Annotated in this window: 16 protein-coding genes; 10 read left to right on the top strand and 6 right to left on the bottom strand. The window is 64.0% G+C overall.

All coding sequences use genetic code 11. The features are described 5' to 3' along the window. Nucleotides 1-21 precede the first annotated feature (21 nt). The 5 genes from AC13GI_RS03150 to AC13GI_RS03130 all read left to right on the top strand — a co-directional run bounded on the left by AC13GI_RS03150 (nucleotide 22) and on the right by AC13GI_RS03130 (nucleotide 7,425). A complete protein-coding gene (locus AC13GI_RS03150) occupies nucleotides 22-1,134 on the top strand; it encodes an efflux RND transporter periplasmic adaptor subunit (RefSeq protein ID WP_482995463.1) in 1,113 nt (370 codons plus the stop codon). Next, a complete protein-coding gene (locus AC13GI_RS03145; protein WP_482995462.1) occupies nucleotides 1,131-4,196 on the top strand; it encodes an efflux RND transporter permease subunit in 3,066 nt (1,021 codons plus the stop codon). The genes AC13GI_RS03150 and AC13GI_RS03145 overlap by 4 nt, the downstream gene beginning before the upstream one ends. Before the next feature lie 39 nt (nucleotides 4,197-4,235). Next, a complete protein-coding gene (gene fabF, locus AC13GI_RS03140; RefSeq protein ID WP_482995461.1) occupies nucleotides 4,236-5,513 on the top strand; it encodes a beta-ketoacyl-ACP synthase II in 1,278 nt (425 codons plus the stop codon). 62 nt (nucleotides 5,514-5,575) lie between these two features. Beyond that, nucleotides 5,576-6,151 carry a TetR/AcrR family transcriptional regulator gene (locus AC13GI_RS03135; protein WP_482995460.1) on the top strand — a complete coding sequence of 192 codons (576 nt, stop codon included), beginning with the start codon at nucleotides 5,576-5,578 and terminating at the stop codon, nucleotides 6,149-6,151. 71 nt (nucleotides 6,152-6,222) lie between these two features. Next, the gene (locus AC13GI_RS03130) at nucleotides 6,223-7,425 is read left to right on the top strand and encodes a serine hydrolase domain-containing protein (protein ID WP_243379795.1); all 1,203 of its coding nucleotides are present in this window, start codon (nucleotides 6,223-6,225) and stop codon (nucleotides 7,423-7,425) included. A 12-nt stretch (nucleotides 7,426-7,437) separates the two neighbouring features. On the opposite strand, the gene AC13GI_RS03125 is transcribed toward AC13GI_RS03130, so the two are convergent. The 4 genes from AC13GI_RS03125 to AC13GI_RS03110 form a co-directional block, all read right to left on the bottom strand. Then, a complete protein-coding gene (locus AC13GI_RS03125) occupies nucleotides 7,438-9,033 on the bottom strand; it encodes a phosphoethanolamine transferase (RefSeq protein ID WP_482995604.1) in 1,596 nt (531 codons plus the stop codon). Between the two features lie 118 nt (nucleotides 9,034-9,151). After that, nucleotides 9,152-9,544 carry a diacylglycerol kinase gene (locus tag AC13GI_RS03120; RefSeq protein WP_380652116.1) on the bottom strand — a complete coding sequence of 131 codons (393 nt, stop codon included), beginning with the start codon at nucleotides 9,542-9,544 and terminating at the stop codon, nucleotides 9,152-9,154. A 60-nt stretch (nucleotides 9,545-9,604) separates the two neighbouring features. Then, nucleotides 9,605-10,825 carry a sensor histidine kinase gene (locus AC13GI_RS03115; RefSeq protein ID WP_482995459.1) on the bottom strand — a complete coding sequence of 407 codons (1,221 nt, stop codon included), beginning with the start codon at nucleotides 10,823-10,825 and terminating at the stop codon, nucleotides 9,605-9,607. Nucleotides 10,826-10,870: 45 nt separating this feature from the next. Continuing rightward, nucleotides 10,871-11,566, bottom strand: coding sequence for a response regulator transcription factor (locus AC13GI_RS03110; RefSeq protein ID WP_099818481.1), 696 nt, complete (start codon nucleotides 11,564-11,566; stop codon nucleotides 10,871-10,873). A 123-nt stretch (nucleotides 11,567-11,689) separates the two neighbouring features. On the opposite strand from AC13GI_RS03110, the gene AC13GI_RS03105 reads away from it, so the two are divergent. Together AC13GI_RS03105 and AC13GI_RS03100 are read left to right on the top strand one after the other, a co-directional pair. Then, the gene (locus AC13GI_RS03105; RefSeq protein ID WP_482995458.1) at nucleotides 11,690-12,229 is read left to right on the top strand and encodes an NADPH-dependent FMN reductase; all 540 of its coding nucleotides are present in this window, start codon (nucleotides 11,690-11,692) and stop codon (nucleotides 12,227-12,229) included. A 141-nt stretch (nucleotides 12,230-12,370) separates the two neighbouring features. After that, nucleotides 12,371-12,718, top strand: a complete 348-nt coding sequence (locus AC13GI_RS03100; RefSeq protein WP_025877128.1) for an RcnB family protein — start codon at nucleotides 12,371-12,373, stop codon at nucleotides 12,716-12,718. Nucleotides 12,719-12,796: 78 nt separating this feature from the next. Here the strand turns inward: AC13GI_RS03100 and AC13GI_RS03095 are convergent, their stop codons facing one another. Continuing rightward, nucleotides 12,797-13,075: a hypothetical protein gene (locus tag AC13GI_RS03095; protein WP_482995457.1), complete on the bottom strand. Its 279-nt coding sequence runs from the start codon at nucleotides 13,073-13,075 to the stop codon at nucleotides 12,797-12,799. A gap of 142 nt (nucleotides 13,076-13,217) precedes the next feature. On the opposite strand from AC13GI_RS03095, the gene AC13GI_RS03090 reads away from it, so the two are divergent. From AC13GI_RS03090 to arsN2, 3 genes are read left to right on the top strand one after another with little or no spacing between them, the layout of a single operon-like run. After that, entirely contained in the window at nucleotides 13,218-13,868 is a 651-nt protein-coding gene (locus AC13GI_RS03090) for a hypothetical protein (RefSeq protein ID WP_482995456.1), read from the top strand. After that, nucleotides 13,869-14,333: a Rap1a/Tai family immunity protein gene (locus AC13GI_RS03085; RefSeq protein WP_482995455.1), complete on the top strand. Its 465-nt coding sequence runs from the start codon at nucleotides 13,869-13,871 to the stop codon at nucleotides 14,331-14,333. It begins immediately after the preceding gene. A 4-nt stretch (nucleotides 14,334-14,337) separates the two neighbouring features. Beyond that, nucleotides 14,338-14,808, top strand: coding sequence for an arsenic resistance N-acetyltransferase ArsN2 (gene arsN2, locus AC13GI_RS03080; RefSeq protein WP_482995454.1), 471 nt, complete (start codon nucleotides 14,338-14,340; stop codon nucleotides 14,806-14,808). A 24-nt stretch (nucleotides 14,809-14,832) separates the two neighbouring features. Here the strand turns inward: arsN2 and AC13GI_RS03075 are convergent, their stop codons facing one another. Continuing rightward, nucleotides 14,833-15,870, bottom strand: a complete 1,038-nt coding sequence (locus AC13GI_RS03075) for a LacI family DNA-binding transcriptional regulator (RefSeq protein WP_243379790.1) — start codon at nucleotides 15,868-15,870, stop codon at nucleotides 14,833-14,835. Between the last annotated feature and the right edge of the window lie 382 nt (nucleotides 15,871-16,252).

The raw sequence follows: 16,252 nt of genomic DNA, 5'->3' as shown, positions 1-16,252 counted from the left end.
TACCCCACTCCGGAAGGCCGCATGCGTCGCCGTTTTGTAGTCACAGCCCTCTCCTGTGTTGCTCCGTTGTTCCTTGTGGCCTGCGGAAAGTCGGATGACGTCGATCCCCGGACCGCTCCGCCCATCGTCCGGATTGCCCAAGTGCAACCGGGGGCGGGAGGCGCGCGCACGTTCACAGGAACCGTCGCTGCACGCGTACAGAGTGATCTGGCCTTTCGAGTGGGTGGCAAGGTCACCGAGCGCCTGGTTGAGACGGGGCAGACGGTAAAGCGCGGCGACGTGCTCTATCGGATTGATCCTGTCGATCTGAATTTGGCAGCGGCCTCCCAGCAGCAGGCCGTCATCGCGGCCCGAGCGCAAAGCGCGCAAGCCACCGCAGACGAAGCGCGATACCGCGATCTGGCAGCCAAGGGCGTCGTTTCCCGGTCGGCCTACGAGCAGATCAAAGCGGCGGCGGACGCAGCATCGGCACAGCTCAAGGCGGCCGACGCGCAAGCCCGGGTTGCACGTAATGCCAGTCAATACACGGCGCTCATCGCCGATGCCGACGGAGTGGTCATGACCATCTCCGCTGAGCCCGGTCAGGTCGTGGCGGCGGGGCAGATCGTTGCCCGGCTTGCCCGTGCAGGCAGTCGGGAGGCCGTGGTCCAGTTGCCCGAGACGCTGCGACCCCAGATCGGCTCCGTGGCCTCAGCGTCCCCGTTCGGGGCAAGCGGCAAGATCCCCGCACGGTTGCGCGTGCTCTCGGAATCGGCCGACCCCGCCACCCGGACCTTCGAAGCCCGCTACACCCTGGAAGAGGGCAGCACGGCGCTGCCGCTGGGTTCCACGGTGGCGGTCGAACTTGCAGGCGCAGCGCCTGCCGGTGCGTCGGCCGGCGTCGCGGTGCCGTTGGGCGCGCTGTTCGATCCTGGTACCGGTCCCGGCGTCTGGGTGATCGGTGGTGAGCCGCTCAAAGCCCATTGGACGCCGGTCGCCGTCAGGCAGTTGGGTGATGACCGGGTCGTGGTTGAGGGGGCCCTGAAAGCATCGGATCGCGTGGCTGCCCTCGGCGCCCATCTACTCAGCGAAGGGCAGGTGGTTCGCATCGCTGACGCCGCCAGGAACGCCGCTGCAAATGGAGCCCACCAGTGAGTGGGTTCAATCTGTCGGCACTTGCGGTGCGCGAGCGTGCCATCACGGTTTTCCTGATCTTTCTGGTCTCCGTTGCCGGCATCGTTTCCTTCTTCCAGCTCGGCCGCGCTGAGGACCCTGCGTTCACTGTCAAGGTCATGACCATCGTGACGGCCTGGCCTGGCGCTACGCCAACAGAAATGCAGGACCAGGTCGCCGAGAAGCTGGAAAAGCGCCTGCAGGAACTGCGCTGGTATGACCGCAGCGAAACCTACACCCGGCCTGGCCTGTCCTTCACTACGCTGACATTGCAGGATGGCACGCCACCGTCGGAGGTACAGGAGGAGTTCTACCAGGCGCGCAAGAAGATGGCTGACGAAGCCGCAAATCTGCCCACGGGCGTGATCGGCCCGATGGTCAACGACGAGTACGCGGATGTCACGTTTGCTCTCTTCGCACTGAAAGCGAAGGGTGAACCGTTCCGCCTGCTCGCGCGTGATGCCGAGACGCTGCGTCAGCGATTGCTGCACGTACCTGGCGTGAAGAAGGTCAACATCATTGGTGAGCAGTCCGAGCGCATCTATGTGGAGCTGTCACACGAACGGCTGTCGAACCTGGGCATAACACCGCAGGACGTGTTCGGGGCGCTGAACGGACAGAACGCGTTGACCCCGGCAGGCTCGGTCGAGGCCAAGGGCCCGCAGATCTTCATTCGCCTCGATGGCGCGCTCGATCAGCTGGACAAGATCCGCGATACACCCATCGTTGCACAGGGCAGGACCCTCAAATTACGGGACATCGCCACCGTCAAGCGTGGCTATGAGGACCCGTCGACCTTCATGATCCGCAACGGTGGCGAGCCAGCCATGCTGCTGGGCATCGTCATGCGCGACGGCTGGAATGGCCTGGATCTTGGCGCCTCACTCGACGCGGAAGTCAGGAAGATCAATGACGGGCTTCCTGTCGGGATGGCGCTGGACAAGGTCACCGATCAGGCCGTGAACATCAGCTCGTCGGTCGACGAGTTCATGATGAAGTTCTTTGCCGCGCTGCTGGTGGTGATGCTGGTCTGCTTTGTCAGCATGGGCTGGCGGGTGGGTGTCGTGGTGGCTGCGGCCGTGCCGCTGACCCTCGCTGCCGTGTTCATGGTGATGGCTGCAACCGGCAAGAACTTTGACCGCATCACGCTCGGCTCGCTGATCCTGGCGCTCGGTCTGCTGGTGGACGACGCCATCATTGCCATCGAAATGATGGTGGTGAAGATGGAAGAGGGCTATAGCCGGGTCAAGGCATCGGCCTACGCGTGGAGCCATACGGCAGCGCCCATGCTGGCCGGCACCCTGGTCACTGCGGTGGGCTTCATGCCCAATGGCTTTGCCCGGTCCACTGCGGGCGAATACACCAGCAACATGTTCTGGATCGTGGGCATTGCGCTGATCGTGTCGTGGGTGGTCGCGGTGTTCTTTACGCCTTACCTCGGGGTGAAGCTCCTCCCTGAACTCAAGACCGTCGAAGGCGGGCACAGCAGCCTCTACGACACGCCGCGCTACAACCGTTTCCGTTCAATCCTGGCGCGCGTGATCGCGCGCAAGTGGCTTGCGGCAGGTTCGGTGATCGGTCTGTTCGTGCTTGCTGTGGTGGGCATGGGGTTGGTGAAAAAGCAGTTCTTCCCCATTTCCGATCGCCCGGAAGTGCTGGTCGAAGTGCAGATGCCCTACGGCACCGCCATCGAACAGACCAGCCTGGCTACCAGGAAGGTCGAAAAGTGGCTTTCGCAGCAGGAAGAATCGAAGATCGTCACGGCCTATATTGGTCAGGGCGCTCCCCGGTTCTATCTTGCCATCTCGCCGGAACTACCGGATCCGGCATTCGCCAAGATCGTGGTGCGTACCGACAGCCAGGAACAGCGCGATGCCTTGAAAGCAAGGCTGCGCCAGGCGGTGGCTGAGGGATTGGCACCAGAGGCGCGTGTGCGTGTGACGCAGCTGGTGTTCGGGCCTTACTCGCCCTATCCGGTGGCCTACCGTGTCAGCGGTCCGGATACGGATGTCATCCGTGGCATTGCGGCCAAGGTGGAGCAGACCATGCACGCCAGCCCGATGATGCGCACGGTCAACACCGATTGGGGCGTGCGCACGCCAACGCTGCACTTCACGCTGGATCAGGACCGCTTGCAGGCCATGGGCATGACCTCGGCGTCCGTCTCGCAGCAGTTGCAGTTCTTCCTGAGCGGCGTGCCGGTCACTGCCGTTCGTGAGGACATCCGCACCGTCGAGGTTGTCGCTCGATCTGGTGGGGCAACGCGGTTGGATCCTGCGCGCATCGCAGACTTCACCCTCGTCGGTGCTGCTGGCCAGCGTGTGCCGCTGTCGCAGATCGGCTCGATCGAGGTTCGGATGGAAGAGCCGGTGCTGCGCCGCCGCGATCGGGTACCCACCATCACCGTGCGCGGTGACATTGACGATGCACTGCAGCCACCGGATGTATCCACCGCGATCAGCAAGCAGCTTGCGCCGCTCATTGCCTCGCTGCCCGAGGGCTACGCGATTACCCAGGCCGGCTCCATCGAGGAATCGGGCAAGGCGATGAGCGCGATGCTGCCACTGTTCCCAATCATGCTGGCGGTGACCCTGCTGATCATCATCCTGCAGGTACGTTCCATCTCCGCGATGATCATGGTCTTCATGACCAGTCCGTTGGGGCTGATCGGCGTGGTGCCGACCCTGCTGCTGTTCCAGCAGCCGTTTGGCATCAACGCGCTGGTTGGATTGATCGCATTGTCGGGCATCCTGATGCGCAACACGCTCATCCTCATCGGCCAGATCCACGAGAACGAAGAAGCGGGGATGGATACCTTCCACGCCATCATCGAGGCGACAGTTCACCGCGCCCGCCCAGTGATCCTCACGTCTCTGGCAGCGGTGCTTGCGTTCATTCCGCTGACCCATTCGGTGTTCTGGGGAACGCTTGCCTACACGCTGATCGGCGGCACCATCGCAGGCACCGTCATGACACTGGTGTTCCTGCCGGCGATGTATGCCATCTGGTTCAAGGTGCGAGCGGACAAGACCCCCGTCGCCTGATGGTGGCCCGAAGAACCTCCTCCAAATGGGACGTGAGACATGAGTACTGCCGACAGAGACCGCATTGTGGTGACCGGAATGGGCGTGGTCAGTCCACTCGGCTGTGGAGTTGAAACCGTCTGGTCGCGCCTCCTGGCCGGGCGCTCCGGGATCGGGTCGCTGGGTGCCGAGCTTGCCGCGGGAACCGGCTGCGAAGTCGGCGGCCGCGTGCCAGACCGGATTCAGGATCCCGAGGCGGGCTTCGATTCCGCCGGCATCATCGCACCGAAAGACCTCAAGAAGATGGACCGGTTTGTTGAGTTCGCGCTGGTCGCCGCCCATGAAGCGCTTGCACAGGCTGGCTGGAACGAGGCCGATGAACAGGGGCTGCTGCGAACAGCGACCGTGATCGCTACGGGAATCGGCGGATTCGGATCGATCGTCACGGCGGTCCACACCACGGACAGTCGCGGCCCCGGCCGGCTGTCGCCATTCACTGCGCCCACGTTCCTGGCCAACATGGCAGCGGGGCAGGCGTCCATACGCTACGGATTCAAGGGCCCGCAGGGTGCACCCGTCACCGCGTGCGCAGCGGGTGTCCAAGCTATCGGCGACGCGGCGCGCCTCATCCGATCCGGTGAGGCGGACATCGCGTTGTGCGGTGGTGCAGAGGCAGCAATGCACCGGGTCAGCCTCGGTGGCTTCGCCGCTGCCAAGGCACTGAGCACGTCATTCAATGACACACCGCAGGCAGCGTCCCGCCCGTTTGACGAGCAGCGGGACGGGTTTGTCATGTCCGAAGGGGCGGGGCTGCTGGTGATCGAGCGGCTGGATCACGCGCGCTCGCGTGGTGCCACCCCGCTGGCCGAGCTGGTCGGCTACGGCACCACCTCGGATGCCTACCATTTGACCGCGGGGCCCGACGACGGCAGTGGCGCCCGCAGGGCGATGGAGATCGCGCTGGCGCAGGCGGGCATTTCCGCTGAGCAGGTCGACCACATCAATGCGCACGCGACGTCGACCCAGGTGGGGGACCGGGCAGAGCTTGCGGCCATGCGTGCCTTGTTCGGCGCCCGTCCAGATCTTCTCATCTCTGCCACCAAGTCCAGCACCGGGCACCTGCTCGGGGCGGCTGGCGGCATCGAAGCAATCTTTACGGTGCTTGCCTTGCGCGATCAGGTTGCGCCGGCGACGCTCAACCTCGACCGCCCGGATCCGTTGGCAGACGGGCTTTCGATCGTCGCCGGCGGGCCGCGGAAAGCGGAGATCGAGTTCGCGTTGACCAATGGATTTGGCTTTGGCGGCGTGAATGCCAGTGCATTGTTCAGGCGGATGTGAGCGTGGTTCGCTCCAGCGGCCTCCCAAGCAAAACCGCCCTGCGCTGGGAAGGTGCACGGGCGTTGAGCCGACGTTGGATACTGGATGCAGCCGGCACTGTGTTTGCGGAAGAAGGGTTTGAGAACGCGACGATGAAGCGCATCGCTGAGGTCTGTGACGTCAGCAAGGTCACGATCTATGCCCACTATCGTGACAAGGCGCAGCTCTACGGGGCGGTCATGGACAGCCATCTGGCATCCTTGCCGGTTGCTGGGCTGCACATGCATGGAACGTTGGATCTTGGCGATGCGCTGATGCGGATCAATGATGGCATCGGACGGTTGGCGGCAAACCCTTCATGCCAGGCCTTCTGCAGTGCGCTTTCGCGTTCAGATCATGCCCGCGCTGTCTACATGGAGCACTGGCGTGCGGTGCTCCAGCCGTACTTCGATCTCGCCGCGCAGGCGATGGCGACGGCCTCTGCATGTTCGCCGCATTCCAGTGACAGTGAGAAGTTTCTCAGGCTCATCCTTGCAGAGCATGGCCTGCCAAATGGGGCAACGCCCATGTCTGGAAGCCATGCCACGGTCGCGCTTTTCGTACGCGCCTATGCACAAAGGCCGTCGGATGCCTGGCAGGCGCCGCCCGGGCGTGGGTGAAGGCACCCGGTCGGCGCATGACTTCATGCACTGCACGATGACTACAAATGTAGTCATCCTGTACCTGTCCAATGGAGGAGCCCGCCATGAGAGCCTGTTTATTCGTCTGCATAGTCTTCCTCGCGTTGCGCCCCTGGGTGGCCGGCGCCAACACGCCTGACGCCCTTGCAGTGATCGAGCAGAATGCCCGCAATGCGCATTCCGACGCGGTCTTCGTTGAGCGAGAAGGCGCTGTCCTGCTGCAGATCGCACCCGCCGCCGGTGAAGAACGGATTCACCTCATGTCGGCGACCAAGTCCGTCGTCGCCCTGGCCATCGGACTGCTGCTCGATGACGGCAAGCTCGCTTCCATCGACGAGCCGGTCAGCATTGTCTACCCGGAATGGCGGCAGGGCAGGAAGCGGGACATCACGATCAGGATGCTGATGGACCACACCTCCGGACTGCAGAACGTAGCCAACGCCGGTGTGGAACTGGAGGGCGCACCGGATCTGGTGAAGCTGGCGCTGGCGGCCGAGGTGTCCACCGATCCAGGCACCACGTTCGCCTACAACAACAAGGCCACCAATCTCCTGCCGGGCATCGTCGAACGGCTTGCCGGCAAGCCGCTGGATGTCTACCTGGACGAACGGCTGTTCAAGCCACTCGGCATCTCCGGTCATGCATGGATGAAGGATCAGGCCGGCACGCCCTTGGGCATGGCCGGGCTATCGCTGTCAGCCCCTGATCTGGCGGCGATCGGAAGACTGATGCTGGCCGGTGGCGTCGCCCCGGACGGCAAGCGGTTGCTGAGCGAACGCTCGGTGGCGTTGATGACCGCCGAGAGCGCACGCTCCCCCGATGTCGGCCTGCTGTGGTGGCGCATCCCCGCTTGGGAGCACTACCGGCTGAAATCAGCGGCAGCAGCCTTCCTGTCTGCCCGCAGCGTGGACGCCGGGATGCAGGAGGTGCTGCTGGCCACCGAGGCCCGTCTGTTCGACAGCAAGGCAGCGCTGATCAGCTTCCTGGCCGAACGCCTGGGACCTGCCTGGCCACAGCGCTACGCTGCCGAAATCAGCGGGCGCGGACTGAAACTCAGCGACATCTTCGACATCGACCGGGGGCCTGTAGCGGCATACGCAGCCAACGGCTATCTCGGCCAGCACCTGGTCATTGTTCCCGACAAGGGCGTGGTCGCGGTCAGGCAGATCCACCGGCGGGACAGCCACAGCGCGCCGCTCGACGATTACGCCGCGTTTCCCATGGACGTACTGCGTTTGGCGGAGACACTGTGACAGTCGACCACGCTAGGGTAGGCGGCAGCCCGCGAACACATCCAGGCCCGGCTCGTAAACCCCGCTGCTGATATCGAACAGCCCCAGCAGGGAGTGGAAGAGATTGTCGTGGCTGTAGGATCTGGTGCCCGCAGCATGACGCAGGCAGGCAACCTCAAGTCGTGCATGGGTCGCGAAGGCAGGAGAGAACCACATCACCAGCGGCACCTGGGTCTGCTCCCGTGGCGCGATGAAGTAGGGCGTCCCGTGCAGATACAGGCCGTGCTCGCCAAGCGACTCGCCATGGTCGGACACATAGATCAGGGCTACATCGCGCTGGTCCGCGTAGGTCTGCAGGAGGTCGATGGCCTTGCCCAGCAGTCGGTCGGTATAGACCAGCGTATTGTCGTAGGTGTTGACCAGCGCTTCATTGCTGCATTTCTGGATCTGGTTGCTGTCGCAGGTGGGGCTGAATGTCCTGGCATCGGCCGGATAGCGTTCAAAGTACGTGGGCCCATGGCTGCCCAGCTGATGCAGCACGATCAGCCCATCACCCGGCATCGCCTCGATGCGAGCGCCCAGCTGGTGCAGCAGGATTTCGTCATGGCAGGTGCCATCCCGGTTGACACACAATCCAGGCACTTTCAGCGGAGGCATGTCATCGGTGGGCACGCGCTCGCACACACCCTTGCAACCGCCATTGTTGTTGTCGCGCCAAAGCACGCTGACACCGGTCCGCTGCAGGATGTCGAGCACGTTCTCTTCCGATGCCGCAGCGACTCCGTCGTACTGCGACCGCGTCATCTGCGAAAACATGCAGGGCAGCGACACGGCCGTTGCGGTACCGCAGGAGGAAACGTCGCCGAAGCTGATGACGTTGTCTTTGCGTGACAGATACGGATTGGTCGGGCGTGGGTAGCCGTTGAGCTGGAAGTTCTGTGCTCGTGCCGTCTCGCCAGCCACCACGACCACCAGGCGGGGCCGTTTTCCGACGATGCGGGTGGCATCCTCGCCGACAGCCCGCAATGGCTGCGCCTTGGCGCTGTAGCTGCTCCTGAGATAACCATAGGTGTGGCGGACCACATTCAGCGGCAGCACCTGTTCACGGATGTAGCGATTGTTGCGCAGCAGCGACGAGTACTCCTTGTAGAACGCAAACGTCACCGCCGCAAGCACCATCAATGTCGCCAGCACATTTCCCAGCCATACCAGGGCCGCCCGCAAGGGGCGACCGCCATTTCCACTGCGCATCACCAGCAGCACACACGAGGGCAGGGCGCCCAACAACAGCACTGTCAGCAGCAGCGGGACTGAGAGATAGGACGTCATCTCGGCCTGGTTGGTCTCCAGCGCGTTCTGCACCATGTCGCGGTCGATCAACACGCCGTAATGAAGCATGAAGTAGCTGCACGCGGCACTGATGAGAACCAGGAGCGCCAGTACCGGCTTGCGTACATAGGGAAGGATGCCGATCGGCGTGAACAGCAGATTGAACAGGCAGAACAGCAGCACCGGCAGGCTGAAGAAGAACAGGGTGCTGCGCAGGTCATGGATGTCCATGACAGACCACAGTGTTTTCCAGAGGGCGATGTTTCCCAGCGTGGCGAAGAACAACGCGGTGCACCACACAAGCACGATCGGATGATGAGGGGAAAGTCTGAAGCATGGACGCACGTGCACAATCCGTTGTACGAGAAGTGCGCGCAGTATCTGGATGCGTTTATCAGGAAGTTGTCAGCTTTCGTGCTCAGCCCAGCAGAACCACGGCCCATACCGTAGCGACCATCAACAGCGCCGTGGTCTGCGCCGCACTGCCCATGTCCTTGGCGTTCTTGGAGAGCGGGTGATGTTCCAGCGAGATGCGGTCGACCACTGCTTCGATGGCCGAGTTGAGCAGTTCCACCATCAGGCTGATGAAGCAGACCATCAGCATCAGGGCGCGCTCGCTTCGGCTGACCTCCAGCAGGAAGGCCACGACCGCCAGTGCGCCATGCAGCAACAGCAGCTGGCGGAAGGCGGCCTCTCCGCGGAAGGTGGCGATGAAGCCATCGCGCGAATGGATCAGGGTATGGAAGACGCGGCGCAGGCCGGTCTTTCCGTGCGGGTACTTGCCGTTGCCATTGGGGTGCCCTGGCTGCATTTCTGTCCTGCCTTCACGTGGAAATCCGGCAAGGATGTGCAGGCCTGTGTCAGGAAGCTGTCAGGTGCCGCGCGCCGCTGGGAGCATCTGCAGGGTGAACCGGCAGCCTTGCGCCGATGTCTCGACTGTCATCTGCCACCCCATGTGCTCGACCGCACGCTGCACGATGGACAGGCCCAGGCCTTCACCGCTCTGCCGGGCACTGGGCATGAAACGCTGGAACTGCTGCGCATCGATGCTGGTCGGCAGCCCCGGGCCGGTGTCGGCAATCCGCAGCGTGGCACTCCGCAGCTCGACCCGCACTTCGCCTTCTTCCGTGTACTGGCAGGCATTGCGCAGCAGATTCCAGATCACACTACGGGCCAGCTCTGCATTGGTCAGCACCTGCTGGTCCTGCGGCGCATCCAGAACCAAGCGCACCGGCTTTCCCGAAAGCCACGGCGCACATCGCTCCCTGCATTCCTCGATCAGTGCCCGCACAGGCACGACGCTGCGCGGCACCGTCCTGGGGTCACGCGAAAGCAGCAGAAGGCAGGTCAACTGCCGCTGCATTTCCTGGGTGGTGCGCATGATGCGATCGGCGCTGGCCACCAGGTGGCTGTCGGCGGGCAGCTGGTGCACCAGTGTCTCGGCCGCGCCACCGATGATCGCCAAGGGCGTGCGCAGCTCATGACTGGCATCGCCTGCAAAGCATTGTTCGCGTTGCAGGAACTGCTCAAGCTCGTCGCTGTGCTGGGCAAAAGCGCGCGCCAGCACACCTATCTCATCGCGCGCATCCTGGTAGGGGAAGGGCTTGTGCTTGTTCTGCACCGCCTCGGCCAGACGGGTGATGGGCGCGATGACATGGGTCGCGGTTCGGCGGCCGATCCAGAACGCGCAGAGCACGCAGGTGAGAATGACCAGCGCCGCGAAGGCGTTGATCAGATGCTCCAGGTAGGCATAGTGCTCGCCATCCTGCAGCAGGTAGTAGCGCTGTCCGTCGCTTTCGAAGACCCGCAGATGCCATTCGTTCGGGCCTTCTTCACCGTGGTAGCCCGGCCCGTATCTGCGCAGCACCTGAGGAGCCGAGCGCGCGTCATACAGCTGGCTGCCCTTTGCCAGTTCCGGTTGCGCGCCACTGGCCAGTGCGGCCTGCAGCCGATGGACCTCGCGGTCCTGGGTCATCGAAACGACGGAGGCTCTTACCTCGTCGTAGTCCACCAGTTCGACCAGCACGATGAAGCCCATGGCACCGGCCATCAGCAGCACGAACGACACCGTGATGCGCGTTCTCAGTGTCATGCTTCGATAGAGCGACCTCAGCGAGCGGGTAGTCAACGGCATGGGCTACTCCGCAGGTGCCAGTGTCGGCCTGTCCAGCCGCCAGCCAACGCTGTGCACCGTGGCAATGAGTGCAGGGTTGAACGGCCTGTCCACCTGCAGGCGCAGCTCATGGATGTGCGTGCGCAGTGCACCGCTCTCAGGCGGCTCGTCGCCCCAGATCAGGTATTCCATCTCCTGCTTGCGCACCACCGCGGGGGCAGCCCGCACCAGGCACATCAGCAGCTTGTGCGTTGTCGGGGTCAGATTGAGGGGGTGGCCCTGGCGCCACGCCTGCGGTGAACGGGTGTCGACGCGCAGATCGCCCCAGTCCAGCACACTCTGGACCTGCCGGCCCTGGGCGCGGCGGACCAGCGCCTTGATGCGCGCATCCAGCTCCTTCAGGGAGAAGGGCTTGACCAGGTAGTCATCCGCACCCAACGCGAGCCCCTGCACGCGGTCCTCCACCGGATCACGGGCGGTCAGCATCAGGATCGGCACCGGGTTCTGGAACTCCTGACGGAGCGTCTGGCAAAGTGCCATGCCATCGAGGCGGGGCAGCATCAGGTCAAGCAGAATGGCGTCGTAATCGTTCTGCGTTGCCCTGCGCAGGCCGGTGGCACCATCCCGCGCATCGTCAAGCACGTAGCCCAGTGGCTCGAAGAAGGCGTAGAGATTTGCAACCAGCTCGGGGTTGTCTTCAATGATGAGCAGACGTGTCATGGGCTATGCGCATCCGTGCATGATCAATGGACGTTGAACGACCACCGCTAGTTTGCCACGTGCAAGGGCGCGCTGCGGGTCATTGCCGGACACGGCGGCAGGTGCCTGTGATAGCGTGCCGGGATGAAGATCCTTGCCCTATCCGGTAGCGCTCGCCGGCTGTCCACCAACACCGCATTGCTGAGGGCGCTGGAAGAAATCGCGCCACCGGATATCACACTGAGTACCTACGCCGGCCTCGGCGGACTGCCCGTTTTTTCTCCCGATCTTGAAGATCTGCCCTTGCCTGACAGCGTTGTGCACTTCAAGCGCTGCATTGAAGCCAGCGATGGCATTCTGATTTCAACCCCCGAGTACGCTCGAGGCGTTCCGGGCGGCCTGAAGAACGCCATCGATTGGCTCGTATCGGGCGACCTTGTGATTGCAAAGCCCATCGCGCTGGTGCACGCATCCCATCGCGGCGACGACATGCTCGCGGCTCTGCGGCTTGTGCTGTCGACCATCAGCTCCCGCTTCAACGAAGAACTGTTCCTGCGCTTCCCCTTCATGAAGATGGAGCCGGAGGCCATTGCCGATGCCGTAAGGCAGCCGGTCAATCGCGGACCGGCGGAGGCCTTTCTTCAGGAATTTGCCCGCTACTGCCAGCGACAATCGGGTGATTGAACATGATCGTTGGCGCAGTCTGCTGACAAGGGCTTGCGGACGCCCATCGGGTCCGGTCCGGGCGCACGGATTCATTCACAGGCGCTGCTCTATATTCCGGGCCACAACGCCGCATGCCGCGGCTGGACCGGGAGTATCTCCATGAAAACCGGACGTTTGCTTGGCATTGCCCTGGGTGCGGCAGTGACCCTGGTTGCTGCGCCTGCCTGGGCCGATCCGCCGCATCATGCACGGGGCAACGGACCGCCGCCCCATGCAGGCGGCCCGCACAACCGCGACGCACCCCCGCCGGGCTGGCAGAAAAAGGCATGGCGCCGCGGTGACCGCTTGCCTTGGGCCGAGGTTGACCGGCGCTACTGGGTGGACGACTACGCGCATTACCGTCTGCGCGACCCCGGCCGCGGTCAGCGCTGGGTGCGGCAGTCGGATACGGAATACCTGCTGGTGGAGATCGCCACCGGCGTGATCATCGACGCCCTGCGTCGCTAGGGATTCCGGCATGGGCCCCGGGCGGCGCGCAGCCGCCGCGGGGGTAATGCAGGCACGGCCGCCGGTGGCATCGCGCGCTTACCCCGGCAACTCGCACTTCATCCTGCCGTCCACGTAATACGGCTTCGGTACGTTCGGGTTGTCGCTGGTCTTCTCAAAGACCACTTCGAACGACGCCGCGTCGGGCGAACCTTTGCGATCGGCGCAGGCGTCCTGCAACTTCTTCTTGACCGCAGCAATGCCGGCCTCGCGGTTGGCGCCGTCAGCGCTGTTAGTGAGATTCACGGATTCAGCCAGGGCCAATGGGCTGAAGGCAGACAGGGAGCTGGCGATCATCAGGGTATGCAGCTTGGTCAAGGGGCGCGCCTCGCGGAAATCCAATGAGGCAGTCAGCATAATGCGGGAGCGTTAACAGCACGTGCCCGGTTGCGGCAGTTGGCTTGGCTGACGTTGTTTGGTACAAGCCTCGCTGTCGAAGATCAGAGAATGGATGCGAGCCATGTCCGAACCCTATTCGGCCCTGCTCAGGCTGCGGCTGCCACGCGAGCGTCTTGCACGCTGGTTGGCCGCGCCGGTGCCTGCGGCATCGAGGTGGAAGGACTGGCGATCGATCGCCGGCCGGTGGCGCCTGCCCGGCGGCGCCGATCTGGCTGCGTCCAGTGATGTGGAGCTGGGTGAATTCCTCGCCGATTGCAATGCAATGCTGGCCCGGCATGCGGACAATCGCGCAGCGTTGGCCGCGATCCTGCAATCCGCGCAGGCGGAGAACATCAAACTTGCGGCCTACGATCAGGCAGGGGCGTACTTCGTTGCAGGGTCACTGACGTATTCCGAGAACCTCCATGACCTGGTCGTGTTTCTGGCCATGGCGCGCGGCGCCGCCGATTTCCTTGAGCCTGGCGAGCACGGCGAGGCACTGGTGCACGACTACCTGTGGGCCGAGGATGGCGAGCGGGAGACGGTTGCTGCGGTCCACCTCGCCGGCAAGGGCGATTCCGGCTTCATGACGCCTGCGAAGTCTGGCGAGACCGCTGCAACCTTCGATGCAATGGTCGAGCTCATGCTGGAGGGAGCGGACGACCCGCAGTTCACTCCACGCAATCAGTTGGACCGTATCCAGGAGCGCGGCCATGCTGCCCAGGAGAACTAGATGACAGACACGGGCATCCGCAGGGATCCGGTCGGCAGGAGAGCGCGCTGCGTGCCCGCCGCCCTTGTGCTCTGCCTCTGCCTGTTGGCGGAGTCCGCGCTGGCCGAGACGGCACCGGCTGCGCGCACGTGGTTCGTGAGCGGAGCAGAGCTGGCCAGGCTCCTGCAGGGCAAGGGCGAAAGCGGATTCTGCAGCAGTGATCAGTGCCGGGACCTGTCGAGCGCCCGCGCGAGCGCCTATATCCAGGGTATTGCGGACGCAGGCCGAGGGCAGTGGTGCGGCCAGGGGCAGATCCTTCCCCATGAACTGGTCGACCGGGTGGCTTCGCACATCCGGCAGTTGCCTGCCGAACGACTGCAGCAGGATGCCGCATCTCTGGTCATCGAAGCGCTTCAGACCGCGCTTCCCTGCCAACACGCGGCGTCCAGCAGCGACCGCGCCCACGCCGCGCAGGGAGCGCGATGAGCGCTTGCTGCCGCTGCACGCCGGGCCGGAACGAAGAGAGGGCTGCCGCATGCGCGTGATGGAGACAGCGTTGTCTGCCGATGTGCTGGTCCTGCTGGAGGCCAGCGGCCTGCCAACAGAGGATCTGCGTGCAGGCAGGCCAATCACCTTTCTGGCAGCGACGTTGGATGGAGAGCTGCTCGGCTGTGTGGGCTACGAATCGAGCCGGGATGTGGTGCTCCTGCGTTCGCTGGCTATCCGGCCGATGTCGCAGGGCAGGGGTCTGGGGCGGCACCTGGTTGAGGAACTGGAGCGGCATGCCAGAGCGGCGGGCGGCAGGACGGTGTTCCTTCTCACGACCACATCAGCGCCGTTCTTCGGGCAGCTTGGCTATGAGCGCGTCGCGCGCGATGCAGCGCCTGGATTCATCGCTGCGTCGACGCAGTTCAGTGGACTGTGCCCAGGCTCAGCCCAGCTGATGATGCGGCGGCTGTAGGGCAACCGGGCCCGGGGCGGTGCTTCAGCCGCCGCGCCCATCGGCGTCAGCGGATTGCCGCGTTGCAATCGGCGATGCCCGCAGTGCAGAGGGCCGCTGCGGTGTCGATACCGAAGCGCGCGTGATCAACCGGTGCGCGAGTACGTGATTGACCGTCGCGCGTCCCGGCGAGGCGGAGTGACGGATCGCCCGCAACAGGATGTCCATCGCGTTGTCGGCCATCTCCGCTACCGGCTGATGGATCGTGGTCAGCTCCGGCCACACCATCGTCGAAGCGGATGTGTCATCGAACCCGACTACCGAAAGATCGCCCGGTACCTGCAGGCCGCGACGATGCGCCACGGAAACGACCGCCGATGCCATGTCATCGTTGCTGGCGAAGATCGCGCTGGGTGGCGGCTGCAGCGTCAGCAGCTGCTCGGCAGCCTCCAGTCCAGACCGGTAGGTGAAGTAGCCCGGTTGGACGAGCGCGCCGTCGTAGACGATACCAGCTTCGGCCAGGGCATCCCGGTAGCCCTGCCAGCGATGCGCACTGGCTGTCTGGTTCGGATCGCCCTTGATGTAACCGATGCGGGTATGCCCACGGGAGACCAGATGCGCCACCATGTCATGGCTGGCCTGGCGGTCGTCGATGCGCACGCAGGAAATCCTGTCGCTGAAGCGGCTGGACGCGATGGAGACCGCGGGAATGCCGGCATTGACGAATACATCGACGATGTCCTTTGACTCACACAGGGGCGGCGGAAGAATCACCCCTGCCACGGTGGTGGAAAGTTGCCGTGCCGCCTCGCGACGTGCCTGGGCGCCCAGTTCATCCCATGCAGCGATCACCAGCTGCGCCGCCGACCGCGTGGACCCGCGCAGTGCGCCGACCAGCAGCTCGCGCAGGTAGCTGGAGCTGGGATTGGTGTAGATCAAGGCGATGCACGTGCGCTGCGCGGCGGCCAGTGCGGATGCGGCGAGGTTGGGCCGGTAGTCCAGCGCGTGCACGCTGCGCAGGACGCGTTCGCGGTTTCCCTCGCGTACCCCGGCATGGCCGTTGATGACGCGCGATACCGTCATGGCGGAAACGCCTGCATGCGCAGCGACGTCATCGATGGTGATGGCGCTCGCTTTCCGGCGGACCGCTTTGTGGCCGTTCTTCAAGTGTCGATTCCCTTTGCTGCGCTGCATGATGACAAGCGCGATTGCGGGTGAGTAGTCTGCGCCCTGACGCGATGGTAGCGCTACCACTGGGCCGGTGTAAGGCCAGCGGATGCCCCCCCCCTTTACCGCGCGGCTGTTCCGGCAGGTCTGAAAGCGAGTGTGAGTCGCAGTGGGTGCAAAGCGCACTGCGATGTTCGGTGTGGAAGACGGGCATCGCCCGTGCGTGCCCCCAGGAGGGGCGGTACATCCATTCGATCGTATGTCAGAGGGGAGAGTCATGAGCGCTTTTTCGTTCCGT

The sequence above is a fragment of the Stenotrophomonas sp. 82F1 genome, from assembly GCF_056861525.1.
The sequence above is the reverse complement of the archived record's forward strand: the minus strand, read 5'-3'. Positions and strand labels throughout refer to the sequence as shown.